The sequence below is a fragment of the Pseudacidovorax sp. DMC4 genome (assembly GCF_056314265.1).
The window spans coordinates 21,840-47,619 of record NZ_JBQUYR010000019.1; the positions used below are offsets into that span (position 1 = coordinate 21,840).

General features: G+C 71.6%; 24 protein-coding genes. 19 read left to right on the top strand and 5 right to left on the bottom strand.

The features are described from left to right. The first annotated feature begins 124 nt into the window (after positions 1–124). Both ACT54X_RS26500 and ACT54X_RS26505 read left to right on the top strand, forming a co-directional pair. Positions 125–1,144: a serine/threonine protein kinase gene (locus tag ACT54X_RS26500; protein WP_476349535.1), complete on the top strand. Its 1,020-nt coding sequence runs from the start codon at positions 125–127 to the stop codon at positions 1,142–1,144. Between the two features lie 197 nt (positions 1,145–1,341). Continuing rightward, positions 1,342–1,587 carry a cysteine-rich CWC family protein gene (locus ACT54X_RS26505; RefSeq protein ID WP_476349537.1) on the top strand — a complete coding sequence of 82 codons (246 nt, stop codon included), beginning with the start codon at positions 1,342–1,344 and terminating at the stop codon, positions 1,585–1,587. Here ACT54X_RS26505 and ACT54X_RS26510 read toward each other — a convergent pair. After that, complete coding sequence (locus ACT54X_RS26510; RefSeq protein WP_476349539.1) at positions 1,568–2,164, bottom strand: hypothetical protein; 597 nt, start codon at positions 2,162–2,164, stop codon at positions 1,568–1,570. The two genes, ACT54X_RS26505 and ACT54X_RS26510, sit on opposite strands and share 20 nt — an antisense overlap. A gap of 510 nt (positions 2,165–2,674) precedes the next feature. Here ACT54X_RS26510 and ACT54X_RS26515 point away from each other — a divergent pair. From ACT54X_RS26515 to ACT54X_RS26555, 9 genes are all read left to right on the top strand, one after another. Beyond that, on the top strand, positions 2,675–3,043 hold the full coding sequence (locus tag ACT54X_RS26515; protein WP_017757875.1) for a hypothetical protein: 369 nt from the start codon (positions 2,675–2,677) through the stop codon (positions 3,041–3,043). 75 nt (positions 3,044–3,118) lie between these two features. Next, a complete protein-coding gene (locus tag ACT54X_RS26520; protein ID WP_476349541.1) occupies positions 3,119–6,277 on the top strand; it encodes a beta strand repeat-containing protein in 3,159 nt (1,052 codons plus the stop codon). 29 nt (positions 6,278–6,306) lie between these two features. Continuing rightward, positions 6,307–6,741 (top strand): hypothetical protein, encoded by a 435-nt coding sequence (locus ACT54X_RS26525; RefSeq protein WP_476349543.1) that lies wholly within the window; start codon positions 6,307–6,309, stop codon positions 6,739–6,741. A gap of 69 nt (positions 6,742–6,810) precedes the next feature. Then, positions 6,811–8,004, top strand: coding sequence for a hypothetical protein (locus tag ACT54X_RS26530; protein WP_294377912.1), 1,194 nt, complete (start codon positions 6,811–6,813; stop codon positions 8,002–8,004). 104 nt (positions 8,005–8,108) lie between these two features. Then, positions 8,109–9,026, top strand: coding sequence for a sel1 repeat family protein (locus ACT54X_RS26535; protein ID WP_476349545.1), 918 nt, complete (start codon positions 8,109–8,111; stop codon positions 9,024–9,026). Positions 9,027–9,220: 194 nt separating this feature from the next. Beyond that, positions 9,221–9,481, top strand: coding sequence for a hypothetical protein (locus ACT54X_RS26540; RefSeq protein WP_294377907.1), 261 nt, complete (start codon positions 9,221–9,223; stop codon positions 9,479–9,481). Beyond that, entirely contained in the window at positions 9,478–10,086 is a 609-nt protein-coding gene (locus tag ACT54X_RS26545) for a hypothetical protein (RefSeq protein ID WP_294377905.1), read from the top strand. Before ACT54X_RS26540 ends, ACT54X_RS26545 begins: the two co-directional genes overlap by 4 nt. Continuing rightward, entirely contained in the window at positions 10,083–10,838 is a 756-nt protein-coding gene (locus tag ACT54X_RS26550; protein ID WP_294377903.1) for an OmpA family protein, read from the top strand. Before ACT54X_RS26545 ends, ACT54X_RS26550 begins: the two co-directional genes overlap by 4 nt. Then, a complete protein-coding gene (locus ACT54X_RS26555) occupies positions 10,829–11,074 on the top strand; it encodes a zinc ribbon domain-containing protein (protein ID WP_294377900.1) in 246 nt (81 codons plus the stop codon). The genes ACT54X_RS26550 and ACT54X_RS26555 overlap by 10 nt, the downstream gene beginning before the upstream one ends. 17 nt (positions 11,075–11,091) lie before the next feature. On the opposite strand, the gene ACT54X_RS26560 is transcribed toward ACT54X_RS26555, so the two are convergent. After that, entirely contained in the window at positions 11,092–12,492 is a 1,401-nt protein-coding gene (locus ACT54X_RS26560; protein WP_294377898.1) for a zinc-binding metallopeptidase family protein, read from the bottom strand. A 214-nt stretch (positions 12,493–12,706) separates the two neighbouring features. Here ACT54X_RS26560 and ACT54X_RS26565 point away from each other — a divergent pair, with 214 nt between their 5' ends. The 4 genes from ACT54X_RS26565 to ACT54X_RS26580 all read left to right on the top strand — a co-directional run bounded on the left by ACT54X_RS26565 (position 12,707) and on the right by ACT54X_RS26580 (position 17,872). Continuing rightward, a complete protein-coding gene (locus ACT54X_RS26565; RefSeq protein WP_294377896.1) occupies positions 12,707–14,191 on the top strand; it encodes a DHA2 family efflux MFS transporter permease subunit in 1,485 nt (494 codons plus the stop codon). Between the two features lie 105 nt (positions 14,192–14,296). Next, positions 14,297–14,692, top strand: coding sequence for a VOC family protein (locus tag ACT54X_RS26570; protein WP_294377894.1), 396 nt, complete (start codon positions 14,297–14,299; stop codon positions 14,690–14,692). Positions 14,693–14,725: 33 nt separating this feature from the next. Beyond that, entirely contained in the window at positions 14,726–15,490 is a 765-nt protein-coding gene (locus tag ACT54X_RS26575; RefSeq protein ID WP_294377890.1) for a class II glutamine amidotransferase, read from the top strand. A gap of 132 nt (positions 15,491–15,622) precedes the next feature. Further along, complete coding sequence (locus tag ACT54X_RS26580; RefSeq protein ID WP_294377889.1) at positions 15,623–17,872, top strand: TonB-dependent receptor; 2,250 nt, start codon at positions 15,623–15,625, stop codon at positions 17,870–17,872. A 13-nt stretch (positions 17,873–17,885) separates the two neighbouring features. On the opposite strand, the gene ACT54X_RS26585 is transcribed toward ACT54X_RS26580, so the two are convergent. Further along, positions 17,886–18,812 (bottom strand): LysR substrate-binding domain-containing protein, encoded by a 927-nt coding sequence (locus ACT54X_RS26585; RefSeq protein ID WP_476349549.1) that lies wholly within the window; start codon positions 18,810–18,812, stop codon positions 17,886–17,888. Between the two features lie 231 nt (positions 18,813–19,043). Here ACT54X_RS26585 and ACT54X_RS26590 point away from each other — a divergent pair, with 231 nt between their 5' ends. Then, the gene (locus ACT54X_RS26590) at positions 19,044–19,901 is read left to right on the top strand and encodes an HTD2 family dehydratase (protein WP_476349551.1); all 858 of its coding nucleotides are present in this window, start codon (positions 19,044–19,046) and stop codon (positions 19,899–19,901) included. 70 nt (positions 19,902–19,971) lie between these two features. Here ACT54X_RS26590 and ACT54X_RS26595 read toward each other — a convergent pair whose 3' ends face one another. Beyond that, positions 19,972–21,339, bottom strand: a complete 1,368-nt coding sequence (locus ACT54X_RS26595; RefSeq protein ID WP_294377881.1) for an MmgE/PrpD family protein — start codon at positions 21,337–21,339, stop codon at positions 19,972–19,974. Between the two features lie 14 nt (positions 21,340–21,353). Then, positions 21,354–22,520 carry an acyl-CoA dehydrogenase family protein gene (locus ACT54X_RS26600; protein ID WP_294377876.1) on the bottom strand — a complete coding sequence of 389 codons (1,167 nt, stop codon included), beginning with the start codon at positions 22,518–22,520 and terminating at the stop codon, positions 21,354–21,356. Positions 22,521–22,776: 256 nt separating this feature from the next. Between ACT54X_RS26600 and ACT54X_RS26605 the strand changes: the two genes are divergently transcribed. Genes ACT54X_RS26605 through ACT54X_RS26615 form a run of 3 tightly spaced genes read left to right on the top strand, consistent with a single transcriptional unit; the run spans position 22,777 to position 25,779 of the window. Then, complete coding sequence (locus ACT54X_RS26605) at positions 22,777–23,682, top strand: SDR family NAD(P)-dependent oxidoreductase (protein WP_294378000.1); 906 nt, start codon at positions 22,777–22,779, stop codon at positions 23,680–23,682. Positions 23,683–23,692: 10 nt separating this feature from the next. Further along, positions 23,693–24,493 (top strand): enoyl-CoA hydratase/isomerase family protein, encoded by an 801-nt coding sequence (locus tag ACT54X_RS26610; protein WP_476349554.1) that lies wholly within the window; start codon positions 23,693–23,695, stop codon positions 24,491–24,493. Further along, the gene (locus ACT54X_RS26615; protein WP_476349556.1) at positions 24,490–25,779 is read left to right on the top strand and encodes an acetyl-CoA hydrolase/transferase family protein; all 1,290 of its coding nucleotides are present in this window, start codon (positions 24,490–24,492) and stop codon (positions 25,777–25,779) included. The genes ACT54X_RS26610 and ACT54X_RS26615 overlap by 4 nt, the downstream gene beginning before the upstream one ends. Position 25,780 lies beyond the last annotated feature (1 nt).

Here is a 25,780-nt window from a genome sequence, read left to right on the forward strand (position 1 = left end):
CGCAGCCGGCAATACGCGGAGTTCGCGCCGCAAGGGCCTGGGCGAGGCGTCGACGCTGCCTGCTTCGAGGTTCGGCCGGAACAAGTCCGACGCAGCCGCCTCCCCCGACGCCGACAATGCCCGGATGTCTGACACCCCGGCCGCGGCCCATCCCTACGAATCCCTCACGCCCGACGCGGTGCTCGATGCGCTGGCCAGCGTCGGCCTGTATGGCGACGGCCGGCTGCTGACGCTCAACTCCTACGAGAACCGCGTCTACCAGGTGGGCCTGGAAGACCGCTCGAACGTGGTCGTCAAGTTCTACCGGCCCGGCCGCTGGAGCGATGCGCAGATCCAGGAGGAGCACGACTTCGCCACCGAGCTGGCCGCGGACGACATCCCCGTCGTCGCGCCGCTGGCGCTGGAAGGCCACACGCTGCACCACCACGGCGGCTTCGCCTTCGCGGTCAGCCCCTCTCGCGGCGGACGCGCGCCCGAGCTGGACGACTTCGAGGTGCTGGAATGGGTGGGCCGCTTCCTGGCGCGCATCCACGCTGTCGGCCGCAAGAAGCCCTTTGCCGAGCGTCCGGCACTCGACCTGGCGAGCTTCGGCACCGCCTCGCGCGACTGGCTGCTGGCGCACGACATGGTTCCGCTGGACGTGCAGAAGGAATGGGAAGCCGCCTGCAACGAGGCGCTGGCGATGATCGGCGCCACCGCCCTGGACACGACCCAGCCCGCCGGCGACCTGCGCTGGCTGCGGGTTCACGGCGACTGCCACCCCGGCAACATCCTCTGGACGCCCACGGACCGGCCCGGCGGCGGCCCGCACTTCGTCGACCTGGACGATGCCCGCACCGGCCTGGCCGTGCAGGACCTGTGGATGCTGCTCTCGGGCGACCGCGCGCAGCGCACGGCGCAGCTGTCGGGCCTGCTCGACGGCTACGAGCAGATGCGCGAATTTGATCGCCGCGAGCTGGCGCTGATCGAGCCGCTGCGCACGCTGCGCCTGCTGCACTACAGCGCCTGGCTGGCCCGCCGCTGGCAGGACCCGATCTTTCCGATCAACTTCCCCTGGTTCGGCAGCAGCGACTACTGGAAGGGCCAGATCCAGATGCTGCAGGACCAGTGCGAGGCCATGGCCGAGGAGCCCCTCTATGCGTGAAGTGAAGAAGCACCCCCCATGCCGCTTCGCGGCTCCCCCCTCACTTGCGCCTTCGGCTTGGAGAGGGGCGCACCCAGCGGCCTGGCCGAGCCAGTTCCGCGGGTGCCCTGGCGTGGCCTGCTCCGCGGCCCTTCGATCTTTGCTGTCGCGCCTATGTCATCCGATGCGGGCGGCGCGCAGCGTGGTCGAGAGCTGACGTGCCGCACGCCGCGACGCCCCCCGACCTCTGCCCCTTGTGCGGCCAGCCCAATGCCTGCGGTGCCGAGGCGGCCCGTTGCAACGGCGAGCCATGCACCGACTGCTGGTGCATGACGGTGGCCATCCCGGCTGCGCTGCGGGCCCAGGTGCCGGCCGAGGCGCAGGGGCTGGCCTGCATCTGCAGGAACTGCGTGGCTCAGGCCTGCCCCGCGCCAGCGTCGACGGTCAAAGCGGCAGGCACTTGAGCTGCACGCCGGGCGCCTGCAGGCGTTCCGCATACAGGCCTTCGCGCGCGGGCGACAGCAACGCATGCAGGCCTTCCATCAGCGGCACGGTGTCACCCGCCTTGGCCTGGCGGTAACAGCGGCCCAGGTTCTCCAGGCTGGCCTTGAGCGCCTGGCCTTGGGCGGCATCGCTGCGCGCCAGCGCGTCGGCCTGGGCGTTGAGCCAGTCCTGCTGCGCCTTGAGGCTCTGGTCGGGCAGCCTGGCGGCTTCCTCCTTGGGGATCATGGTGGCGTACAGGCGCTGCAGGCTCTGCTCACCACCCTGGGCCATGCGCAGGCTGGCGTCGTAATGCACCTCGAAGCTGCCCTGGCGCCAGATCACGCGACGTACCTTGTAGTCGAGCTGGCCTTCTGCACCGCCCAGGGTCTGGATCAGTTCGCGGGCCTTGGCGTTGTCCGGGTCCTCGCCGAAGTTCTGGCGCAGAGCCTGGGCGATGGCGGCGTCGTCGGGGTAGCGGATGTCGCCGCCGGCCGCATTGCGCTCGCATCCCTGGAGCAGGGCCGCACCGGCCAACACGGCGGCCAACGCGACAGGCATGCGCCGCGGCATCGTTCTTCTCAAAAACATGGTCTGAAGGTCAATGGAACACGGCCGCAGTGTGCGGGCCGGATGGACTGACACACGCCAGAGAAGGCCGACGGACGGTTACGGCCATGCCGGGTTTGTGAACGCCTGTTTCCAAACTGTGTCCAGCCTGACCTCGAATTCGTTTCAGCGGCACGACTTCGGGTTTGACAACACCCTTCAGCTTCCGTTAAGGCTCGCCACCCCTTCGCCGGCCCCGAAAACTGACCACTTTGGTGCACAACCTGACCCGGAGGGAGCTGAGGACGACGCCTCCCATGCGTCTTGGCCTACGGGGTCCAGACCGCGAAATTCTTCACACTCCGGCGCGGGAATTGGAAGCAAACGCAAAAAAATGTGAGCAACACAGCGACTTACATCTATGTCAAAGCGACATCCGGGACGCCGATAGATTGCGGTCCGTGGTCCCGAGCGGACCGCGCTTCAACCCATCTCTCATCGCATCCAACAGGAGTCCTTTCCATGAAGAAATTCGTTGCAGCCGGTGCCGTCGCCCTCATGGCCGGTCTGTGCGCCCCCGCCTTTGCGCAGAGCGGCGCCGTCACCATCCCGGGCGTGGGCAAGGCCAGCGGATCGACCGGTTCCGAGATCACCAACAGCCGCATCACCGTCAGCGGCAACAAGGCCCGCGACGTGCTGGCCGGCGGCGGCGAGGCCGGCGTGATGAAGGTCGGTGCCAACGTCAGCATGACCGGCATGGCGAACGTCAACTCCGTCAACATCACCGGCTCCAAGGTGCGCAACAGCGAGATCACCGTGAGCGGCAACGAGGCCGACACCATCAAGGCCATCGGCGGCACCGCCAACGTCAACTCCGTCAACATCAACTGAGCGGACGCCCCCGCTCGGTGTGCCGGGACGGCCGCCGGGCAGGAGGGCTGACCACCCCGCCGTCCCGGACACCGGATGGAGACCGTGCCCGTGCCCCTGGCCGCCAGACAGAAGAACACCGCCCTCGTCCATGCCCTCGCCCTCGTGTGCGGGGGGCTGGCCGGCTTGGCGACGACTGCCGCGCAGGCGCAGGAAAGCGTGCTGCATGGCCTCGGCTGGATCACCGAGCGCCCCGGCTCCACGCTGGAGAGTGGCAGCAGCGCCCGCAACACGGGCAACCGCGCCAGCGGCGAGGTGATGGCCGGCGGCGGCAAGGCGACCGCGGGCGCCGGCATCGCCGGCTCGGCCGAACTCATCGCCACCTCGCAGGCCAACATGATCGGCCTGTCGGCGCTCGACACACGCAATACGCAGGTGTCGGTGCTGCAGAACCAGGTCAGCGGCTTTGTGCGTGCCATCGGCGGCGCGGCCTCGGCCAACAGCGTGCTGCTCTCGGGCGGCCAGGGCCGCCGACCGCTGGCCGACAGCCGCATCCAGATCCAGAACAACCAGGCGAGCCGCATCGAGGCCCACGGCGCCAAGGCGTCGGTGGCGCTCGGTGCGGGCTCGCTGCAATTGCCCGGGCGCGCCACCGCCAACGGCCTGCTGGCCGACGAAAGCGACCTGCACCGCCTGCGCGCAGACATGACGGGCAACCGCGCCGAAGGCGTGGCCTCGCTCGGCGGCGCGGCCATTGCCAACGGCAGCACGCTGGCGCGCACGCCGGTGGACGACCTGCAGATCACCCAGACGGACAACCGCGCCCGCGACGTGCGCGCCGGTGGCGGCAGCGCCAGCGTGGGCTGGGGCGCGATCGCCTCGGCGCAACTCAGCGGCGTGGCCGCGGCCAACGCGCTGACGGCCGCCAACAGCCGCCTCGAAGGCGCGCGCGTGCTGCAGCAAGGCAACCAGGCCGAATCGATCACGGCCACCGGCGGCAGCGCCCTGGCCAACAGCCTGAACCTGGCCGACTACCAGGGCGCCGCGCTGCGTCAGTACAGCGCGCAGATCGCCAACAACCGAGCGAGCCGCGTCGATGCCGACGGGGGCAGCGGCTCGGTGCTGGGCGGCGCGCTGGCCGATGTGCAGATGGCGGCCGTGGCGCTGGCCAACAGCATCTCGGTGCAGGGCGGCAGCGTCGAGGGCAGCACCCGGCACACGGTGAGCGGCAACGTGGCCGACGGCGTGCGCGCCAACGGCGGTGCGGCCGTGGCCAACAGCGTGTGGCTGAGCAAAGCCACCACGCGCTCGACCAGCGTGGTCATCCAGGACAACAAGGCCGACAGCGTGGCCACCACCGGCTTCCAGGGCAGCGCGGCCGGCGGCCTGATCGCCTCGGGCGAGCAGAACGCCATGGCGCTGGTCAACAGCCTGGGCGTGCTGGGCTCCGAGGTGGACGCGGGCCGGGTGGACATCCTCGGCAATCAGGCCTCGGGCCTCTCGTCGCGCGGCGGCAAGCTGGTGGCCAATGCCGTGAGCGTGGAAAAGGGCGAGGGCGGCGCATCGCGCCTGTCGGCCCGCACCACGGTGCAGGACAACAGTGCCCGCCAGATCGCCACCGGCGCCGCCTCGGGCGGCGTTGCGGGCGGGCTGGCCTCGACCGACCAGAACGCACGCGCGGCCGTCAACGCTGTGGTGCTGCACCAGAACGCGCGCGCCGACGGCGGCTCCACCCTGCAGGTGACGGGCAACCGCGCGTCCAACGTGAGGGCGCCGGGCGGCACGGCGCTGGTCAACGCCCTGGGCGTGTACCGGGACTCGCAGCTCTCGGGCAGCCCGGTGACGCTGGCCGACAACCAGGCCAGCGACGTGACGGCGGGCGGCGGCTCGGGCCAGGCCATGGGCGCCGGCTCGGCGAAGAACGGCATCCTGGTCGCCAACGGCCTGTACCTCGAAGGCGAGGGCGGCGCACGGCTGGCCTCGTCGCCGCTGACGGTGCGCGGCAACACGGCCCGCCAATTGCAGGCCGATGGCGGCCGGGTGAATGCCAACGCGCTGGCCGTCAACGGCCAGGGCGACGTGCAGGCCAGCCCGGTCACGCTGACCGGCAACCAGGCCAGCGACGTGCGCAGCAGCGGCGAGCAAGGCACGCTGTTCGGCAAGGCCGTCAGCGGCGGCGTGGGCCAGGCTTATGCCAACGCGGTGCAGGTGCTGGGCCAGTTGCGCGGCAGCAGCCTGGCGTTGGCCGACAACCTGGCCGGCCAGGTGCGCGGCGACCAGGCCGTGGCGCTGGCCAACAGCGTGCTGCTGGACGGGAACTCGACACTGCAAGGCAGCAGCGTCAGCCTACGGGGCAACCAGGCGCAGGGCGTGCAGGCCAAGGATGGCCATGTGGCCGCCGCCAACAGCCTGGTCAACGAAGGCCGCATCAGCGGTGCGCAGATCGGCATCGACGGCAACCGCGCGACGGTGCAGGCCGACGGGGGCGACGCCATCGCCAACACGGTGCGCAACCGCGGCAGCATGGCCGGCAGCCGCGTGACGATCAGCGGCAACCAGGGCCAGGTGGCGCGCAAGGGCACGGCCAACAGCGTGGACAACAGCGGCACGCTGGCCGGCGGACAGATCACCATCCTGGGCAACCAGGGCAGCGCGCAGGACGGCGGCACCGTCAATTCCTTCGTCAACAGCGGCCGGGCCACGGGCAATGTGCACATCGCCGGCAACACGGGCAGCGCGCGCGGCAACGGCAGCCTGGCCAACAGCGTGCGCAACACCGGCAACCTGGCCGCCAACATCACCATCCTCGGCAACCAGGGCACGGCCAGTGGCGGCGGCGTGGTCAACAGCGTGGTCAACCGCGGCAACCTGAGTGGCGCAGTGGCCATCGTGGGCAACCGCGGCACGGCGTCCAACGGCGGCACGGTCAACTCGCTGGTCAACACGGGCACCATGTCCGGCAAGGTGACCATCGCGGGCAACCAGGGCTCGGCGGGCATGGGCGGCACGGCCAACTCGGTCATCAACCGCGGCAGCATCACCGGCAGCGTGACCATCGTGGGCAACAACGCCCGCGCCGGCATGGGCACCACCACCGCCAGCGTGCGCAACTACGGCGCGCTGGCGGGCGCGGCCGGCGTGACCGGCGGCGCGCCCTGGGCCGCCAGCGTCGGCAAGACCATCACCCTGCCCTCCACCGGCGTGGTCAACCGCAGCGTGACCGTCGGCCCCGCGGTGACGGTGCTCAACATGTGATTCAACCCACTCTGGAGACCTTCTTCATCATGCACACACGCACACCACAGTGGTCCCTTGTCGCCGCCGCCGCCACCGCCCTTCTGCTGGCCGGCGCAGCACAGGCCCAGCTCGTCAACTACAGCGAGCAACTGGGCAACTACAGGGACAACAAGGACGCGGGCGTGAAGCTGATCGACGGCGTCACGCCCGGCGTCACGGCCCGCGCCCGGGTGGCCCGGGCGCTGGAGCAGAACAAGGTGGTGGACCAGCAGGCGCTGGTGCAGCCCGACGGCACGCTCAAGCTGCCGGCCAACCAGAGCAACCTGGTGATCCGCACCGACTACAGCAACGTCCAGCAAGGGGCCGACGGCCAGCTGCGCATCGCGAGCCCGACGATCCAGGGCAACGTGAGCGGCAACGTGACGCTGTTCGTCGACGGCAAGGGGGTGGAGAACATCACCGTGCTCAACAACGGCCGCTGACGCAGCACCACCGCCCCGGCCCGCGCGGGCCGTACACCGCGTACCGATAACAACAACGCCTCTGCTCACATGACCTTCGCACTCGCCCGCGGCGCCCGGATCAGCGCCCGCCTAGCCACCCTCGCCGCCGCCGCTGCCCTGGTAGCCGGCTGCGCCACCACGGAGAACGCCCTCAAGGACGCCGACCAGCTGCTCGCCGAGCGCGAGGCCGCCAAGTCCCTGCCTACCGCCAACCTGAGCCAGTACGCCGCCGCGCTCACGCGCTTCGGCACCATGCTCGACGTCTACAAGGACGGCGACCCGGTCGTCTACATGCAGACGCGCAACATCCTCGATGCGACCAACCTCTCCAACCCGCTGGTGGGCTCGGAGATCCCGGGCGACATCACCGAGATGGTCCGCACCGCCGTCAACCGCATCGGCGCGCGCATCGTCTACGTGCCCTACCACCCCGACTACCTGATCTCGCAGGCCCAGCTGGGCGCGCGCTTCGGCGTGACCATGCCGGACTTCCTGATCACCGGCGCCCTGACCGAATTCGACCGCGCGCTCTCGGGCGCCGGCCGCTCCAACTCGGCCAGCGTGGACTTCGGCAAGGGCAAGGGCGAGACCAACATCGGCGCCGACTTCAAGCGCACCGCCATCCTCTCGGCCCTGGCGCTGGACCTGAACCTGGTGAGCTTCAGCACCCAGCAGATGGTGCCGCGCGTGCAGGCGTCCAACGTGATCAAGGTGCTGAACTTCAGCTCGGAGGACAACGCCAGCCTGGGCTTCTACGGCGATGCCTTCGGCTTCAAGCTCGAGGGCAAGTACCTGCAGGGCCGGCACTCGGCCATCCGCACGCTGGTCGACCTGAGCGTGCTGGAGCTGATGGGCAAGGCCACCAACACGCCCTACTGGCGCTGCATTCCCGGCGGCACGCCCGACCCGGTGGTGGTGGACAACATGCGCAAGTCTTTCGAGGCGCTCACGCCGCAAGTCAAGATCGGCCTGATTCAGGTGACGCTGCGCAAGTACGGCGAGAACGTGGCCATCAACCAGCAGCTGGACGCGCCCACGCAGGAGGCGCTGCGGCGCGTGTATTCGAGCCGCTATCCACAGCTGGGCGACACGGTGGACGTGCTGAGCTGGCAGGGCTTCGAGCCGCTGTTCTTCGGCGTGCCCATGCCGTGGGACGGCCAGCTGGCCGCGCCCGCCACGGCGGTGCCGGCCGCCGGCACGGTGCCGCCCGCGGCGGCCGCGCCGGCGAGGACGGGCGCATGAGGCTGCGCCGGGCTTCTTCTTGCGGCGTTGGCCGCGGTGCCACCCCGGCGCCGGCGCCATCTGCCAGGGCGAGTGCGCTGGCGGCCCCACTGCTGCTGGCGGCCATGGCCACGACGGCCGCGCTCGGCGCGCCTGCCGTGCGCGCGCAGACCGTGATCGGCAACCCGGGCGCCAACGTGAGCAATGGCGCAGCCGTGAGCAGCGGTGCCGCAGGCGCGGTCGTCAGCGGCTCGGCGGCGGCCACGCCAGTCACGCCCGCAGGCGCCAATACGACGCCCTCTGCCGCCGCCGAGGCAGGCGCGCGTTTCGTCGAATCGTGCCAGCAGGCCATCGAGCGCGGCATGGTCAACCCTGGCTGTCAGGGCCCGCTCTACGGCAGCGAGATCTCGCGCCTCAAGGAAGACGCGCTGCGCACCCAGAACCCTGCCCTGCTCACCCTGCTGGGCGATGCCTACCAGAGCAACCGCAGCGGCATCTCCGACATCGGCCAGGCCTACCGCTGGTACCTGCTGGGCGCGGTGCGCGGCGACCCGCGGGCCATGCAGCGACTGTCCGACCTCTACCGCAACGGCCAGGGTGTGCCCAAGGACAACATCAAGGCCCTGGGTTATGCCCGCCTGGCGCAGCGTCTGGCGCTGCCCGGCAGCCAGAACGCCCAGGGCGCCGCCGAGACCATCAACAGCCTGGGCCAGGAGATGGCGGCGGAGGAGACGGCGCTGGCCGACCGCTTCGCCAGTGAACTGGAAGCGCAGATGCGGCAGGCGCCTGGCGCGGCTGCATCCGGCGCGCCTGCCGTGCCGGGCATGGCAGCGCCGCCGACGGCGGCGGCCCTGGGGCCGGCGGGGCCCAAGCTCTCCGGCCCGCCCGGCCTGGGCGCCCTGCGGGCCGCCGAGGCCACCGCGCAGCCGCCGTCGCCCGCGCCAGCGCCCGCCCCTGCACGTTCGCCGCTCGGCGGCTTTCCTGGACAGGAGGCGCTGCAGGCGACGCCATCGCCATCGCCATCGCCATCGCCATCGCGCTGAGCGTCGGGCCCCGGCCGCCCCTCCGCATCCACCGTGACGAGACCTTCGCCATGACCCAGAGACCTTCCACCCCTCCCGCAGCGCCAGCCCGCAGCCCCTTGCGAGCGCCCCGTGTCGCGGCCGCGCTCGCCGCCGGCCTGGTGGCAGGCGCCGGCTGGGCCGCTGGCCTTTCTCCCGACCGAAGCACGACCACCATGATCGAACGTCCCGGCACCGGCACCAACCGCATCGAAGTCACTGGCAACAGCGCCAGCAACGTGCAGGTGCGCTGCGCCGACGGCACCGCCACCACGGCCGGCGCCAACGTCAACAGCGTCGACATCGACAGCCGCGCCCTGCAGGGCCGCACCGTCGTCGTCACCGGCCGCAACACGCGCGACGTGAAGGCTGGCGTCGACTGCGCCCAAGGGGGTGCCGGGGCCGCAGCCAACGTCAACAGCGTCAACATCCGATGAAGCCCACGCACGCCTTCCCAATCGCCACCCTCGCGCTGGCAGCGGGGCTGCTGGCCGCCTGCTCCGACCGCGACAGCACACCGGCGGCATCCACCCCCACGCCGGCACCGGCCGCGGCGCCGATGGCAAGCCCAGCGCCCGCAGTGGCACCGACGGCGGCGCCCGCCGAGGGCAGCGCTTCCGCGCCCGCTCCGGCGCCGACCGCCGCCACCCCCACCAGCGCACGCCAGTTGCCCCTGTCCGTGCAGGGCGTGGCCAGCGCCGGCCTCACCGTTCGCGTGAAGGGCGTGGAGCTGGGGCCCGATGCGACCGTGCTGGACGTCAGCGCCTCCTTCGCCAGCCCGCTCACCAACTGGACGCAGATGGCGTCCGGCGACACCTACCTGCAGGATGAGGCCGGCAACAAGCTCATGCTCAAGCGGCCCGAGGACAACCGCTACCTCAAGATCAAGACCGGCGACACCATGGAGGGCCGACTCGTCTTCCTGGGCGCCGTGCCGGCCGATGCGCGGCAGGTCAAGCTCGTCATCAACGAAGGCAGTCCGCCGGACGACACCAACAGCCCCGGCCTGGAGATGGTGCTGCCGCTCAAGGCCGGCGGATGAAGCGCGCGGCAGCCGTGGTCGGCGCGGCCGGGCTGCTCGTCGCCTGCGCCGCGATGGCACAAGCGACCCCGGCGTCGGCCGCAGGGGGTGGCGGCTATCAGGTGCGGCGCAGCGCCCAGTCGCTGGCCGGAGAGCCCACGCGCTGGCAGCCGGCGGTGGGCGCACCCGTCAGCGAATGGCGCCCGGCCGGCACCGGCAGCAGCTGGCAGCGCGCCGCGGCCGAATCCACCTTCGGCAAGGCCGCCGCGCCCGACACCACGCTGCGTCTGGCGGAGGTGCCGCCCGCACGCCTGGCCCGCACCCGCACCTTGCTGACCGAGCTGAACGCCCGGCCGACACCGCAAAAGGCCATCGTGGTCGACCTGCCGGCGGACGTGCTCTTCGACTTCGACAAGGCCGACTTGCGGCCGGATGCCGAGCCCGCGCTGGCCCGCGCGGCCGAGCTGCTGCAGGGCTATCCCGATGCACCCGTGCGCGTGCGCGGCCACACCGATGCGCGCGGCAGCGACGCCTACAACGACGCGCTGTCGCTGCGTCGCGCGCAGCGCGTGGCCGAGCGGCTGGCCGCCGCGACGGGCACGCGAAAGCTGGAGACCGAAGGCCTGGGCCGGCGCGAGCCCATCGCCGCCAACACCCGGCCCGATGGCCGGGACGACCCCGAAGGCCGCCAGAAGAACCGGCGTGTGGAGATCGTGATCGGCCCGCGCGCGTCGAGCGGATGGACGCAGAGCAAGGAGATGCCATGGCGCTGATCGACTGCCCCGACTGCGGACGCCGCGTGTCGCCACGCGCGCCGAGCTGCCCCAACTGCGGCGCGCCGATCACCGCCAAGGGTCGTCCGGCCGATCAGCGCCTGGTGACGCCCGGCCTGCTCGGCCGCCTGGCCGCGGTGCTGGGCGCCTGGCTGGTGTTTCCGTGGGTGGCGCGGCTGCTCGCCTTTCTGGCGGGCATCGCCCTGCTGATCGTGATGTTCACGACGGCGCGCTGAGCGCACCGCCGGTTCGATCAGGCAGCGAGCGGCTGCTGCGGCAACGGCTCGTCCGCGTTCGCGGCAGGGGCTTCCGTGACCAGCGGTGCGGTGCCCTCGACCGGGACGGGCGCCTGGTCCTGCTGCGACACGGCGGGCTCGGGCGACGGATCCTGGACCGGCACCGGATCGCCGGCCGGCGGCGGCTCCTGCACCGGCGCCGGTTCGCCACTCTCGGCGCGCACCGGCGCCGGCTGGCCGCGCTGCGCGGTCACCAGCTGATGGATGAACTGCAGCTTGCCCACCCCCGCATGCGGCAGCACGAAGGGATAGAAGTCCGGCTGGCCCATGCTGCGCGACAGCTCGTTGAGCACGTTCGTCAGCCGCACCCAGCCGTTGAGGAAGTCCAGGAAGCGGTCGGCGTCCTCGTGCTCGGGCTGCCAGAGGTCCTCGCGGGTGAAGAGGTCGCTGGTGAGTTCGACGTTCACGGCGTTGACGCCGAAGCTCAGGGCGGTGTCCACCGTGTCGGCCATGTGCAGGTAGTGCGCCCAGGTCTCGGCCCAGTCCTCCCAGGGATGGGTGCTGGCGTAGCTGGTGACGTAGCGCAGCGCCCAGTCGGCCGGTGGGCCGTTCTCGTAGTGGCGCTGCAGGGCCTGGCCGTAGTCTTGCGTCTCGTCGCCGAACAGCGCGCGGAAGCCGTCCAACCAGGGCGTGGGCGCGACCAGCACGTCCCAGTAGTAGTGGCCGATCTCGTGGCGGAAGTGGCCCACCAGCGTGCGGTAGGGCTCACGCATCTCGGCGCGCGTCTTCTCGCGCTGGGCGTCGTCGCCTTCCTCGATGTTGAGGGTGATCACGCCGTCCTGATGCCCGGTGAGCACGCGCGGTGCGCCCGGCAGGTTGGAGAGGAAGTCGAAGGCCAGGCCATGGGCCGGATCGGCCAGCCGGGTGCTGATCGGCAGGCCCAGCGCCAGCAGCTGCGACATCAGGCGTCGCTTGGCCGTCTCCATCTTCAGCCACAGCTCGGGGTTCTCCGGCACCGACAGGTCGGGGATGGTGCGCGTGGCGCTGCAGGCCAGGCACAGGCCCGGCGCGAGGCCGTGGGTGTGGGCCAGGCCATGGTCACTCTCGGGATCCTCCGGCACCAGCCAGTTGCAGGCAGCGGCGGTGCTGAAGTTGGCGCAGCGGCGGTAGCGGGGGCCGTCCGGTTCGCCGAAGACGGTGAACAGCTCCGGATCGTCGGTGGGCGCGAGCGGCAGCACGCCGACCCGCGAGGTCACGTAGCCCAGCGGCGTGCCGCAGGCCAGGCACTGGCTGTTGCGCAGATAGACCGGCCGGCCGCACTGGCAGACGTAGGCGCGGCTGACGGCCGGTGCGGCCAGTTCGTCGGCCAGCGCGCCGCCGCTGTGCACCTGGGCGGAAGAACTGTCGGATATGAGCATGGGCACTCCCCTGTTGTGCATCGATAACGGGACGCGGGGACGCACGGCTTTGGGCACGTGCGCCAACGATGCGCGTGTGCTCCGCTCCGCCCCCGGATCGCGGGATTGTTCAGACGCCCCCTGGCCCCGCTCGGCGGGCGAAGCCCCGTATGCTTGTAGGACCGGACGGCCCACCCGATCCGGCGGGGGCGCCGCTCCCGACGGCCCCTGCTCCATGACCGCCCCCACGCCCTCTCCCGCCTCCGCCCCGCCCGCCCATTCGCCGCTGCGCCAGCGCTACGGGCCGCGCTACCGCTGGCTGCTGCTGCTGTCGGTGATGGTGGGGACGATGGCATCGATCATGTCCTCCACCGTGGTCAACGTGGCCATCCCGGACCTGAGCCGGCACTTCGGCCTGGGGCAGGAGCGGGCGCAATGGGTCAGCTCCGGCTTCATGGTGGCGATGACCGCCTCCATGCTGACCACGCCGTGGCTGCTGGCGCGCTTCGGCTACCGGCGCACCTATGTCGGCACCATGGTGCTGCTGCTGGCCGGCGGGCTGCTGGGCGGGCTGGCGGACCTGTTCCCGCTGGTGCTGGCCGCGCGCGTCATGGAAGGCCTGGCGGCCGGCGTGGTGCAGCCCATCCCGGCCATCATCATCCTGCGCGCCTTCGAGCCGCACGAGCAGGGCCGCGCCAGCGGCTTCTTCGGCATGGGCGTGGTGCTGGCGCCGGCCGTGGGCCCCAGCATCGGTGGTGTGCTGGTGGATCTGGCGGGCTGGCGCTCGATCTTCTTCATGGTGGTGCCCTTCTGCCTGGCGGCCTTCTGGCTGGCCTGGAAGTTCGTGCCGCCCACCGCGCCCGGCGGCGCCCAGGCCGGCCGCAGCCATGCGCTGGACTGGCGCGGCCTGCTGATCGGCACCGCGGGCACGCTGTGCCTGCTCAACGGCCTGGTCGAACTGCGCGGCGATGCGCCCGGCCAGGCCGCGCTGCTGCTGGCGCTGGCCGCCGCCGCCCTGGCCACCTTCGTGTGGTGGGAGCGGCGCCTGGCCGCGCGCGGCGACGAGCCGCTGATGGACATGCGCCTCTTCACCCACCGCCAGTTCGCCATGGGCACGGTGGTCGCCTTCATCTACGGCACGGCGCTGTTCGGCTCGACCTACCTGCTGCCGGTGTTCATGCAGGTGGCGCTGCACCTGTCGGCCTCGCACGTGGGCACCATCATGCTGCCGGCCGGCATCGTGCTGGCCTTCACCATCGCCGGCGTGGGCCGGCTGGCCGATCGGCACCCCACCTGGCTGCTGGTGAGCACCGGCCTCTTGCTGCTGACCGTCAGCTTCGCGCTGATGCCCACGCTGTCGCTGGCCGGGCCGCTGTGGCTGCTGACGCTGTATGCCGTGATCGGGCGCATCGGGCTGGGCTTCATCCTGCCCTCGCTCAACATCGGCTCGATGCGGCCGCTGCCCAAGGCCATGATCCCGCAGGGTGCGAGTGCCATCAGCTTCCTGCGGCAGCTGGGCGGCTCGGCGGGCGTGAGCCTGTGCGCCGTGGTGCTCGAATGGCGGCTGGCGGTGCATGGCGATTCGCTGGCGCAGTTGCAGAGCAGCCCGGCGCGGCTGGCGGCCTTCGACGAGGTGTTCCTCATCCTGGCCGGGCTGTGCGGCCTGGCGCTGCTGGCGGCGCTGCAGCTGCGGGAGCGGCACCACCGCGGCTCGCTCTGACCGCAGTGTGCGCGACAGCCGCGACGCGACGGCTCGGGTCTAATCGGGGCCGCTTTTTTCAACCCGGGCCCCAGCCGCCCGACAACAACGAAGGAGATCCCGCAGATGCTCAACCATGTGATGGTCGGTAGCCAGGACATCGAACGCGCCAAGCGCTTCTACGACGCCGTGCTCGGCGTGCTGGGCGCGCCCGAAGGCATGCGCAACACCGGCCCGGGCGGCCACCAGCGCGTGTTCTGGCGCCACGACGGCAACACCTTCGGCATCACCGAGCCGATCAACGGCGAGGCACCCACCGTCTCCAACGGCGCGACCATCGGCTTCAAGTGCACGTCGCCCGAGCAGTTGCAGCAGTTCCACGACGTGGCCGTGGCGCATGGCGGCACCGCCATCGAGGACGCCCCGGGCCCCCGCGGCGACGGCACCATGCACCTCGCCTATGTGCGCGACCCGGACGGCCACAAGCTCTGCGGGCTGTACCGCGCCAGCCGCAAGGCCTGAATCTCCCTTTGCAACGACCGCCCCGCCGCCGCCATGTGCCAGCTCCTCGGAATGAACTGCAACGTGCCCACCGACGTGCAGTTCAGCTTCACCGGCTTCGCCCAGCGCGGCGGCCGCACCGACCACCATGCGGACGGCTGGGGCATCGCCTTCTTCGAGGACCGCGGGCTGCGCCACTTCGTGGACCACCTGCCGGCCTGCGACTCGCCGGTGGCGGAGCTGATCCGCCGCTACCCCATCAAGAGCCGCAACGTCATCGCGCACATCCGCAAGGCGACGCAGGGCGCGGTCAACCTGCAGAACTGCCATCCCTTCGTGCGCGAGCTGTGGGGCCGCTACTGGGTGTTCGCCCACAACGGCGACCTGAAGGACTTCCGCCCGCGGCTGCACGGCAACTTCCATCCCGTGGGCGGCACCGACAGCGAGCATGCCTTCTGCTGGCTGATGCAGGAGCTGGCCAAGTCGCATGCAGACGTACCGAGCGTGGACGAGCTGACGCTCACGCTGCGCGAACTGGCGCCGCGCATCGCGAAGCACGGCACCTTCAACTTCCTGCTCTCCAACGGGCAGGCGCTGTGGGCACATGCGTCCACCAATCTCTGGTCCATCGAGCGGCAGCATCCCTTCACCCTCGCGCAGCTGGCCGACGAGGACTTGTCGATGGACTTCGCCCAGCACACCACGCCGGACGACCGCGTGGCCGTGGTGGTGACGGCGCCGCTGACGACCAACGAAGCCTGGATCCCGTTCGCCCCCGGGGAGCTGCGCGTTTTCGAGAACGGCAGACGCAGGGGCTGACACCCCCGAGCCCCTTCGCGGCTCCCCCGGAGAGATGGCCACGCTGCAACGGCGGGCTTGCGCCCGCACCGCCTTGCGTTGACGATGCGTTAACTAATAATAACAATTCGCATTCTCTCAAGACCCATCTCCATGACCCGACTCTTCACGCCGGGGCCGTTGGCCCTGGCCGCCGGCCTGACCCTGCAGGCGCTGGCCGCCTCGGCCCAGACCGCGCCCGCCGCGACGACCGCACCGACCACAGCCGGCACGCTGTCCACCGTCACCGTCGAGGCCAGCGCCGACGCCTCGGCCGAAGGATTGACCAAGCCCTATGCCGGCGGCCAGGTCGCCCGCGGCGGACGCGTGGGCCTGCTCGGCAACGTCGACCTGATGGCCACGCCTTTCGCCACCACCGCCTACACGCAGGAACTGATCCAGAACCAGCAGGCCCGCAGCGTGGCGGACGTGCTGCAGAACGACCCCTCGGTGCGGGTGGCGCGCGGCTTCGGCAACTTCCAGGAGTCGTACTTCATGCGCGGCTTCATCGTGAACTCGGACGACATCGCCTACAACGGCCTGTACGGCCTGCTGCCGCGGCAGTACATCGCCTCGGAGCTGTTCGAGCGCGTGGAGGTGCTGCGCGGCGCCAGCGCCTTCCTCAACGGCGCCACGCCCTCGGGCGGCGGCATCGGCGGCAACATCAACCTGCTGCCCAAGCGCGCCGGCAACGAGCCGCTGACGCAGCTGACCGTGGGCGGCGCCAGCGGCTCGCAGGGCTATGCCGCGGCCGACATCGCGCGGCGCTTCGGGCCGGACCAGAGCCTGGGCGTGCGCGTGAACGCCGCCCACCGCGACGGCGGCACCGGCGTCGACGGCGAGTCGGTCAAGCTGAGTGCACTGTCGGTGGGCCTGGACTGGCGCGGCCGCGATGCCCGCGTGTCGGCCGACATCGGCCACCAGGAGCACCGGCTCGACGCGGCCCGGCCCAACGTGACGCTGGGCAGCGCGGTCACCGTGGTGCCGCGCGCCCCCGACGGCCGCAGCAACTACGCGCAGCCCTGGACCTATTCGATGGAGCGCGACACCTTCGGCTCCCTGCGCGGCGAGTACGACATCACGCCCGACATCACCGCCTGGGCCGCCGCCGGCGCCCGCCGCAGCGCCGAAAGCAACGCGCTGGCCAATCCGACGGTCAACAACGCCTTCACCGGCGCCAGCACGGCCACGCGCTTCGACAACACCCGCGAGGACGACGTGAAGACCGCCGAGCTGGGCCTGCGCGGCAAGCTGCGCACGGGCAGCGTGGGCCATGAATGGGTGCTGGGCTACTCCTGGTACGACCTGCAGAAGAAGAACGCCTATGCCATGGGCCTGGCGGCGGGCTCCTCGGTCGCCAGCAGCATCTACACGCCGGTCGCCCGCTTTGCGCCGGGCCTGAGCTACCTGGGCAACGACCTCACCAGCCCCGCGCTCAACGGCACCACCACGCTCAGGAGCTGGGCGCTGGGCGACACGCTGTCCTTCCTGGACGACCGCCTGCGCGTGACGCTGGGCGCGCGCTACCAGACCCTCGAATCGACCAGCATCCCTTACGTGGTCGCCAATGCCGGCCGCTTCGTGGCGGGCAGCACCAGCATCAGCAGCTACGACCAGAGCCGCACCAGCCCGGTGGCGGGCGTCGTCTTCCGGCTGCAGGACAACCTGTCGATCTACGCCAACTACATCGAAGGCCTGGCGCAGGGCGACACGGCGCCGACCGCCACCAACGGCGTGCTGGTGGTCAACGGCGGCCAGGCGCTGGCCCCGTATGTCTCCAAGCAGAAGGAAGTGGGCCTCAAGTACGACGGTGGCCGCATCGGCGCCACCGTGGCCGTCTTCAGCACCGAGAAGCCGCGCGCCTACCTGGACACGGCGACCGGCATCTTCTCGGCCCGCGGCGAGGACCGCCACCAGGGCGTGGAGCTCAACACCTTCGGCGAGATCACCCGCGGCCTGCGCGTGCTGGGCGGCGTGACCTGGCTGGACGCCGAGCAGAAGAACACCGGCAGCGCCGCCACCGACGGCAAGCGCGTGATCGGCGTGGCGCGCGCCCAGGGCAGCCTCGGCCTGGAATGGGACGTGCCCGGCGTGCCGGGCCTGGCCCTCACCGGCCGCGTCGTGCGCAACGGCAGCAGCTATGCCGACGCCGCCAACACCCTGCGCGTACCCGGCTGGACGCGCCTGGACGTCGGCGCACGCTACCTCACCGAAGTGGCGGGCAAGCCCGTCACCTTCCGCGCCCGCATCGACAACGCCACGGACCGCAACTACTGGGCCTCAGTGGGCGGCTATCCAGGCTACGGCTACCTGGTGCAGGGCGCACCGCGCACCTTCAACGTGAGCGCCACGGTGGACTTCTGAGCAGCGCGCGGGTTCAGGGCCCGATCCAAGTCGCTGGCCAGGCTGAAGAGCGCGCCATGTCCCGCAGCACGTCCACCACCAGCGCATCGACCGCGGCGCAGGCCACGGTCTGCGGGCGCGCCGTGCCCAGGACGCGCACCACGCGGCGGCGCATGGCGGGGCTGTCGATGGCGATGGTGCGCAGGCGGCCCGCCGCCACCTCTTCGGCCACGGCGCCGGCCGCCAGGATGGTGCTGCCGATGCCCTCCTCCACCGCGCGCTTGACGCTGCCCAGCGACTCGATCTCGGCCACCACGTCCAGCTGCACGCCTGCGGGCGCGCAGGCCTCGTCGATCAGCCGGCGCAGGCCATGCTCGCGGCCCGGCAGCACCAGCGGCCAGCGCGCCAAAGAGGCCAGGCCGATGCGCCGGGGCACCCGGCCCTGCACGGCACTGGTCACCAGCACCAGGCGGTCGTCCAGCAGGGGCTGCTTGGCCAGGCCGGGCTCCGGGGCATCGCCGTAGAGCAGCGCCAGGTCCAGCCGGCCCGACAGCAGCCATTCGCGCACGAAGCCGCTGTAGCCCTCCACCAGCTTGAGCCGCACCTGCGGCAGGCGCTCGCGGCAGGCGCGCAGGAGGGGCAGCGTGGCCACCAGCGCGACGGTGGTGGGCAGCCCGATGGCCACCTCGCCCTGCGGCGCGTCCAGCGCCTCGCGCACCGCCAGGCGCGCCCGCTCGGCATCGGCCAGCACCACCTTGGCGTGTTCGAGGAACACGCTGCCCGCGGGCGTGAGCGCCATGCCGCGGCTGGAGCGCACGAAGAGCGGCGCCGCCAGCTCGGCCTCCAGGGCCGCAATCTGCTGGCCCAGCGCAGGCTGCGCCAGATGCACCTGGGCCGAGGCCTTGAGCAGGCTGCCTGCCTCGCTCACGGCAACGAACAGGCGCAGTTGGCGAAGCTCCATGTGGGGAAGTCCTGGGGTTCAGGGAGGAAGAGGCCGGCCTGCATGGCCACTGCCGGCACGATGGGAAGGCCCTGGGGGCCTGCATGGGCAGATGCTCCGCACGGCACAGCCTATCGCTAGCCGGATGGCATCTAGCCGATAGCCGGAATCAGTATTTCACAGCTAGCCCGCGGCTGACCAGAATCTGGCGTTTCGCCAGCGCCTCGACGCCGGCCCCACGGAGACACCGGCATGCCCCAGCCCCTCGACATCGACCACCTGCGCCAATGGATCGGCCGCACCGAGCAGCTGCACGACCAGGTCACGGCCGCGCCGCTGCGCGCGCTCACCGCCACGCTGGACCGCGACGACGCGCCCCAGGCGCCCGGCGCGCCGATCCCGCCGGTGTGGCACTGGCTGTACTTCCTGCCCGCGGCGCCGCAGTCCGAGCTGGGCCCCGACGGCCATCCGCAGCGGGGGGGCTTCCTGCCGCCGGTGCCGCTGCCGCGGCGCATGTGGGCGGGCAGCCAGCTCAGCTTCCACCGGCCGCTGCGCGTGGGGCAGGCCCTCATGCGCAGCTCGCGCATCGCCGACGTGCGCCTGAAGGAGGGCCGCACCGGACCGCTGGTGTTCGTCAACGTCGACCACCGCGTCGAGGTCGATGGCGAACTTGCCATCGAGGAGCGCCACGACATCGTCTACCGCGACATGCCGGCACCGGGCGAAGTCCCGCCGCCTCCCGTGGCGGCCACGGCCGAGGCCGCCTGGGTGCGCCGCATCGCGCCGGACGACGTGCTGCTGTTCCGCTACTCGGCCCTGACCTTCAACGGCCACCGCATCCACTACGACCGGCGCTACGTCACCGAGGTGGAGGGCTATCCCGGCCTGGTGGTACATGGCCCGTTGATCGCCACGCTGCTGCTGGACCTGCTGCGCCGCCACCGGCCCGAGGCCACGGTGCGGCAGTTCAGCTTCCGTGCGATGAAGCCCACCTTCGACATCGCCAGCTTCGAGGTCTGCGGTGCGCCGCAGGCGGACGGCACGGTGCACCTGTGGGCGCGCGACGCCGAGGGCCACCTGACGATGGACGCCCACGCCACCCTGGGCTGACGCGAGGCGCGGGCGATCGCGCCCGCGCCGCGGGCCGGCGCCTAGCGCCCCCGACAGGCGCAAGCCAGGCTCAGCCCAGCAGCCAGCCCACGCGCGGCTGCTGTTCGATGCCCCACAGGCGCTCGACCGCCGCGGCCGCCGCATCCGCCGGCAGGGCCGGGCTGCCATAGGCGGCCAGGCGCAGGGCCTTGGCCGTGATCTCCGAGCGCGACAGGGTGTTGCCCGGATCGCCCTTGGGCTCGTCCACGCGGCCCTGCAGCACGCGGCCGTCGGTGGTGTGCAGCGTCACCTTGCCGATCCAGCGGCGCGGGTAGGCGGCGTCCACCTCCGCGTCCAGCACCATCGTCACGCGCTCGCGCAGGGCCACCGTCGCGGGGGCCAGGAACTCAGCGTCGAACTCGCCCAGGCCCGCATGGCCGAAGCGCGCCACCAGGGCCAGCACGGTGCCCATGGAGAACTTGCTCTGGTGCACCGTGACGGGCGACACCACCGGCCCCAGTACGTCCAGCGCGCCCTGGTGCACATGGCAGGTCACCTCAGCGATGTCCTGCGCCTGCAGGTTGTGCGCCTGCATCAGCTGCAGCAGCGCATCGGCGGCGGGATGCGTGTGGCGGCAGGAGGCATGCCACTTGAACGAGGTCTCGGCCGTGGCCCAGCGCGTGCTCAGGCCATCGACCAGCCGCGCCGGATCGGCGTCGGTGGACATGCCGGCCGCCAGGCCGCGCGCGCCGGTGAAGATGTCCGCGGCACCGGTGAAGCCGTCCTGCGCCAGGCAGGCCGCCATCAACCCCGCCGCGGCGGCATGGGCCGTGTGCAACTGCTTGCTGTCGGCGCCCGTGGCCAGGAACTCCCAGAGCCCCGCCGACTGCGTGCCGGCCGAGCCGAAGGCATGCTGCATCTGCAGCGGCGTGAGCCGCAGCAGCCGCCCCAATGCCGCGGCGGCGGCCAGCGTGCCGGCCGTGGCCGTGGTGTGGAACACGCGGTAGTGGCTGCGGCCCAGGAACTCGCCCACGCGGATGCCCACCTCGTAGCCGGCCACGCAGGCGGCCAGGAAATCGCTGCCGCTCGCGCCGCGCTGCTGCGCCACGGCCAGTGCGGGCGCGAAGACCACCGCCGCCGGATGGAACACGGAGCCGTTGTGCACATCGTCCTGCTCGGCCACATGCGAGGCCGCCGCGTTGGCCATCGCGGCGGCCATGGGTGCGCTGCCGCGGCCGTGGCCCAGCACCTCGCAGGGGCCGGCTTCCGGCCCCTGCGCCAGTGCGAAGCCGGCGATGCTGCGCACCGGCCGCGCCCCCTGGCCGGCCAGCACCGAGCCGAACCAGTCCACCAGCAGATCCTCGGTGCGGCGGCGCACCGGCACGGGCACGTCCTGCCAGTCGAGCGTGGCGGCGAAGACGGCCAGCGGGTGGGCGGCGGCGGGGGTTTCGTTCTTCATGGCGGGGGGTGGTCTCAAAACGACCGAGGCAGGCCGAGCACATGCTCGGCCACATACGAATAGATCAGGTTGGTGGAAATGGGTGCCACTTGGTAGAGCCGCGTCTCGCGGAACTTGCGCTCCACGTCGTATTCGCAGGCGAAGCCGAAGCCGCCGTGGAACTGCAGGCAGGCATTGGCGGCCTCCCAGCTGGCCTTGGCCGCCAGGTACTTGGCCATGTTGGCCTGCGCGCCCATGGGCTGATGCGCGTCGAACAGCTCGCAGGCCTTCCAGCGCATCAGGTTGGCGGCCTCGACCTCGATGAAGGCATCGGCGATGGGGAACTGCACGCCCTGGTTCTGGCCGATGGGCCGGCCGAAGACCTGCCGCTCGCGCACGTAGTGCGTCACGCGGTCGATGAACCAGTAGCCGTCGCCGATGCATTCGGCGGCGATCAGCGTGCGTTCGGCGTTCAGCCCGTCGAGGATGTACTTGAAGCCCAGGCCTTCCTGGCCGATGAGGTTCTCCTCGGGGATCTCCAGGTTCTCGAAGAACAGCTCGTTGGTCTCGTGGTTGACCATGTTGGCGATGGGCCGCACGGTCAGGCCGCGCTGCTGCGCCTCCTTCAGGTCGACCATGAAGATCGACATGCCCTCGGACTTCTTCGTCACCTCGGCCAGCGGCGTGGTGCGCGCGAGCAGGATCATCCAGTCGGAATGCTGGACGCGGCTGATCCACACCTTCTGGCCGTTGACCACGTAGCGGCCGTCCTTCTTGACGGCGGTGGTCTTGATCTTCGTGGTGTCGGTGCCGGTGGTGGGCTCGGTCACGCCCATCGACTGCAAGCGCCATTCGCCGCTGGCGATGCGCGGCAGGAAGCGCTGCTTCTGGGCCTCGGAGCCGTGGCGCAGCAGCGTGCCCATGTTGTACATCTGGCCGTGGCAGGCGCCGGCGTTGCCGCCGCAGCGGTTGATCTCCTCCATCACCACGCTGGCCTCGGTGAGGCCGAGGCCCGAGCCACCGTATTCCTGCGGGATCAGCGCCGCCAGCCAGCCGGCGCGGGTGAGCGCATCGACGAAGGCCTCGGGGTAGGCGCGCTGCGCGTCCACCTCGCGGAAGTAGGCGTCGGGGAATCCGGCGCACAGCGCGCGCACGGCATCGCGGATGTCGTGGTGGTTGTCGGACAGCGTCTTGTCGATCATGGCGTGGCGGCGGCCGGGGCCGCGAAGAGGCTCTTCTTCATGGCCGCGATGGTCGGCGGGCACAGCCACCGCGGCAAGCCGGCTTTGTGGAAGCGGGGCTTTCGCATCGATGAAGACGCCCCTTCCACGCACACGAAGGCGTGCCCTTCCATGCAGCCGAAGCCCGGCCTTCGCAATGGCGAATGGTGCGGCGCCCCCGATGCGGCGAAGCTCCTGCCATCAGAACCGACAAGGACGAGACATGGCCGGACAGAAGATGGTGCAGGACAAGGTGGTGGTGGTCACGGGCGCAGGCGGCGGCATCGGCCGCGACATGGCCCTGGCGCTGGCGGCCGAGGGGGCGCGCGTGGTGGTCAACGACATCGGCACCTCCACCACCGGCGAAGGCACCGACGCCGGCCCGGCCCAGCGCGTGGTGGACGAGATCCGCGCCGCCGGCGGCCAGGCCGCGGCCAGCACCGACAGCGTGTCGGAGGCGGCCAGTGCGGGCCGCATCGTGCAGTGCGCGCTGGACCACTTCGGGCGCATCGACGGCGTGGTCAACAACGCGGGCATCCTGCGCGACCGCTTCTTCCACAAGATGAGCGTGGACGAATGGGACGCGGTGATCCGCGTGCACCTGTACGGCAGCTTCCACATGAGCCGCGCCGCGGCCAACCACTTCAAGGAGCAGGAGAGCGGCGCCTTCGTGCACATGACCTCCACCTCCGGCCTCATCGGCAACTTCGGCCAGGCCAACTACAGCGCGGCCAAGCTGGGGCTGGTGGCGCTGTCGAAGAGCATTGCGCTGGACATGCAGAAGTTCAACGTGCGCTCCAACTGCATCTCGCCCTTCGCCTGGAGCCGCATGATCGGCTCCATTCCCACCGACACGCCGGAGCAGCAGGCCCGCGTCGAGAAGCTGCGCCAGATGACGCCCGGAAAGATCGCGCCGCTGGCCGTCTACCTGCTGTCGGACGCGGCGGCCGGGGTCAATGCGCAGGTCTTCGCGGTGCGCAACAACGAGATCTTCGTCATGAGCCAGCCGCGGCCGCTGCGCTCCGTGCACCGCAGCGAGGGCTGGTCGCCGCAGTTCATCGCCGAGCACGCCATGCCCGCGCTCAAGGCCGCCTTCGTGCCGATGGACCGCTCGGCCGACGTGTTCAGCTGGGACCCGGTCTGACGCGCCCGCCATGTCCGACGACAGCCCCATCCTCGCCGACGTGCAGGACGGCGTGGGCACGCTCACGCTCAACCGTCCCGAGACGCGCAACGCCCTGAGCCAGGCCATGCGCCCGGCGCTGGCCGCAGCCATCGCCCGCATGCGCGACGACGCGCAGGTGCACACCGTGATCCTGCAGGGCGCTGGCGGCGCCTTCTGCTCCGGTGGCGACATCGGCCAGATGCTGGACCCGGCCCAGGCCGGCCTGCCCTGGCGCGAGCGCATGCGCCAGCTGCACCAGTGGTTCCCGGCGCTGGAGAACCTGGAGAAGCCGGTCATCGCCGCGGTGGACGGCCCGGCCTTCGGCGCCGGCCTGAGCCTGGCGCTGGCGGCCGACTTCGTGCTGGCCACGCGCCGTGCCAGCTTCTGCGCCGTGTTCGGCCGCATCGGCCTGGTGCCCGACCTGGGCGCCATGCACCTGCTGCCGCGCATCGTGGGCCGGCAGAAGGCGAAGGAGCTGGTCTTCACCGCCCGCAGCTTCGGTGCCGAGGAAGCGCAGTCGCTGGGCATCGTCTACCAGGTGGTGGAGGACGCCGAGGCGCTGCAGGCGGCGGCCCTGGGCCTGGCCCGGCGCTTCGGCCAGGCCTCCACCGCTGCCATCGGCATGGCCAAGACCATCATGAACCGCGCCTTCGAGCAGGACGCCGCCGCCCTGGCCGAGATGGAGGCCTATGCACAGACGATGTGCCGCAGCTCGGCCTACCACCAGGACGCGGTGCAGCGCTTCCGCGACAAGCAGCCGCTGCGCTTCGACTGGAACCGCGACGCATGACGGCCACGCAGGCAGCGCTCGCGCAGCGGTTGCAGTCGCTGGTGCGCCCCGGCGACACGCTCTGGTGGGGCCAGGCCACCGCCGAGCCGCTGACGCTGACCCGCGCGCTGGTGGCGCATCGCCATGCGATGGCGGCCGGCGGGCGGCTGCGGGTGTTCGTGGGCATCGCCGCGTCGGACACGCTGCAGCCTGCGCAGGCCGACGTGCTGGACTTCTTCGGCTATGCGGCCGGCGGCGCCCACCGCGCCCTGGCCCAGGCCGGCGTGCTGGACATCCTGCCCTGCCATTACTCGCAGCTGCCGGCGCTGCTCGCGGACGGCCGGCTGGCCGCGGACGTGGTGCTGCTGCAGTTGCCGCCGCCCGACGCCCAGGGCCGCTTCAGCCTGGGCCTGGCCTGCGAATACCTGCCGGCCGCCATCGCCCGCGCCCGCGTGCTGATCGGCGAGGTGAACGCCGACGTGCCCTGGACGGCCGGCGGCCCGCTGCTGCAGCGGGCGGATTTCGACCTGCTCGTGGGGGCCACCGAGCCGCCGCCCGACCTGCAGCGCAGCGCGCCCGGCCCGGCCGAGCAGGCCATCGCCACGCACATCGCCGGCCTGGTGGAGGACGGTGCCACGCTGCAGCTGGGCGTGGGCAACCTGCCCGAGGCGGTGCTGGCCGCGCTGCACGGCCACCGCGACCTGGGCCTGCACAGCGGCGTGGCCGGCGACGGCGTGGCCGCGCTGGCCGAGGCCGGCGTGCTCACGCATGCCCGCAAGACACGCGATGCCGGCACGGGCATCGCCGGCGTCCTCATGGGCACGGCCGCGCTGCGGCGCTGGGCCCATCGCAACCCGGCCCTGCAGTTGCGCGACACCGGCTACACGCACGATGCGCAGGTGCTGGCGGACAGCCATCGCCTGGCCGCCATCAACAGCGCCATCGAGGTCGACCTCACCGGCCAGGTCAATGCCGAGGTCGCCGGCGGCGTGTACGTGGGCGCGGTGGGCGGCGCGGCCGACTTCCTGCGCGGCGCCGCACGCAGCCGCGGCGGGCTGCCCATCGTGGCGCTGCCTGCCACGCACCAGGGCCGCAGCCGCATCGTGGCCCGCCTGTCCGGACCCGTGAGCACGGCCCGCAGCGATGCCGGCCTCATCGTCACCGAGCACGGCGTGGCCGACCTGCGCGGCCAGCCGCTGTCGCGCCGCGTGCAGCGCCTGATCGACATCGCCGCGCCCGCGCATCGCGACGCCCTGGCCGACGAGGCGCATGCGCTGCTGCGCCAGTGCGGCGCGGCCTTCCATTGAC

Excerpts from the sequence above, each read along its gene's own strand:
- ACT54X_RS26610 (WP_476349554.1), top strand. The coding sequence starts at position 23,693 with ATGTCCGACGACAGCCCCATCCTCGCCGACGTGCAGGACGGCGTGGGC.
- ACT54X_RS26520 (WP_476349541.1), top strand. The coding sequence starts at position 3,119 with ATGGAGACCGTGCCCGTGCCCCTGGCCGCCAGACAGAAGAACACCGCC.
- ACT54X_RS26565 (WP_294377896.1), top strand. The coding sequence starts at position 12,707 with ATGACCGCCCCCACGCCCTCTCCCGCCTCCGCCCCGCCCGCCCATTCG.
- ACT54X_RS26600 (WP_294377876.1), bottom strand. The coding sequence starts at position 22,520 with ATGATCGACAAGACGCTGTCCGACAACCACCACGACATCCGCGATGCC.
- ACT54X_RS26540 (WP_294377907.1), top strand. The coding sequence starts at position 9,221 with ATGATCGAACGTCCCGGCACCGGCACCAACCGCATCGAAGTCACTGGC.
- ACT54X_RS26515 (WP_017757875.1), top strand. The coding sequence starts at position 2,675 with ATGAAGAAATTCGTTGCAGCCGGTGCCGTCGCCCTCATGGCCGGTCTG.
- ACT54X_RS26615 (WP_476349556.1), top strand. The coding sequence starts at position 24,490 with ATGACGGCCACGCAGGCAGCGCTCGCGCAGCGGTTGCAGTCGCTGGTG.
- ACT54X_RS26555 (WP_294377900.1), top strand. The coding sequence starts at position 10,829 with ATGGCGCTGATCGACTGCCCCGACTGCGGACGCCGCGTGTCGCCACGC.
- ACT54X_RS26500 (WP_476349535.1), top strand. The coding sequence starts at position 125 with ATGTCTGACACCCCGGCCGCGGCCCATCCCTACGAATCCCTCACGCCC.
- ACT54X_RS26525 (WP_476349543.1), top strand. The coding sequence starts at position 6,307 with ATGCACACACGCACACCACAGTGGTCCCTTGTCGCCGCCGCCGCCACC.
- ACT54X_RS26575 (WP_294377890.1), top strand. The coding sequence starts at position 14,726 with ATGTGCCAGCTCCTCGGAATGAACTGCAACGTGCCCACCGACGTGCAG.
- ACT54X_RS26545 (WP_294377905.1), top strand. The coding sequence starts at position 9,478 with ATGAAGCCCACGCACGCCTTCCCAATCGCCACCCTCGCGCTGGCAGCG.
- ACT54X_RS26580 (WP_294377889.1), top strand. The coding sequence starts at position 15,623 with ATGACCCGACTCTTCACGCCGGGGCCGTTGGCCCTGGCCGCCGGCCTG.
- ACT54X_RS26535 (WP_476349545.1), top strand. The coding sequence starts at position 8,109 with ATGGCCACGACGGCCGCGCTCGGCGCGCCTGCCGTGCGCGCGCAGACC.
- ACT54X_RS26550 (WP_294377903.1), top strand. The coding sequence starts at position 10,083 with ATGAAGCGCGCGGCAGCCGTGGTCGGCGCGGCCGGGCTGCTCGTCGCC.
- ACT54X_RS26560 (WP_294377898.1), bottom strand. The coding sequence starts at position 12,492 with ATGCTCATATCCGACAGTTCTTCCGCCCAGGTGCACAGCGGCGGCGCG.
- ACT54X_RS26570 (WP_294377894.1), top strand. The coding sequence starts at position 14,297 with ATGCTCAACCATGTGATGGTCGGTAGCCAGGACATCGAACGCGCCAAG.
- ACT54X_RS26510 (WP_476349539.1), bottom strand. The coding sequence starts at position 2,164 with ATGCCTGTCGCGTTGGCCGCCGTGTTGGCCGGTGCGGCCCTGCTCCAG.
- ACT54X_RS26530 (WP_294377912.1), top strand. The coding sequence starts at position 6,811 with ATGACCTTCGCACTCGCCCGCGGCGCCCGGATCAGCGCCCGCCTAGCC.
- ACT54X_RS26590 (WP_476349551.1), top strand. The coding sequence starts at position 19,044 with ATGCCCCAGCCCCTCGACATCGACCACCTGCGCCAATGGATCGGCCGC.
- ACT54X_RS26585 (WP_476349549.1), bottom strand. The coding sequence starts at position 18,812 with ATGGAGCTTCGCCAACTGCGCCTGTTCGTTGCCGTGAGCGAGGCAGGC.
- ACT54X_RS26595 (WP_294377881.1), bottom strand. The coding sequence starts at position 21,339 with ATGAAGAACGAAACCCCCGCCGCCGCCCACCCGCTGGCCGTCTTCGCC.
- ACT54X_RS26605 (WP_294378000.1), top strand. The coding sequence starts at position 22,777 with ATGGTGCAGGACAAGGTGGTGGTGGTCACGGGCGCAGGCGGCGGCATC.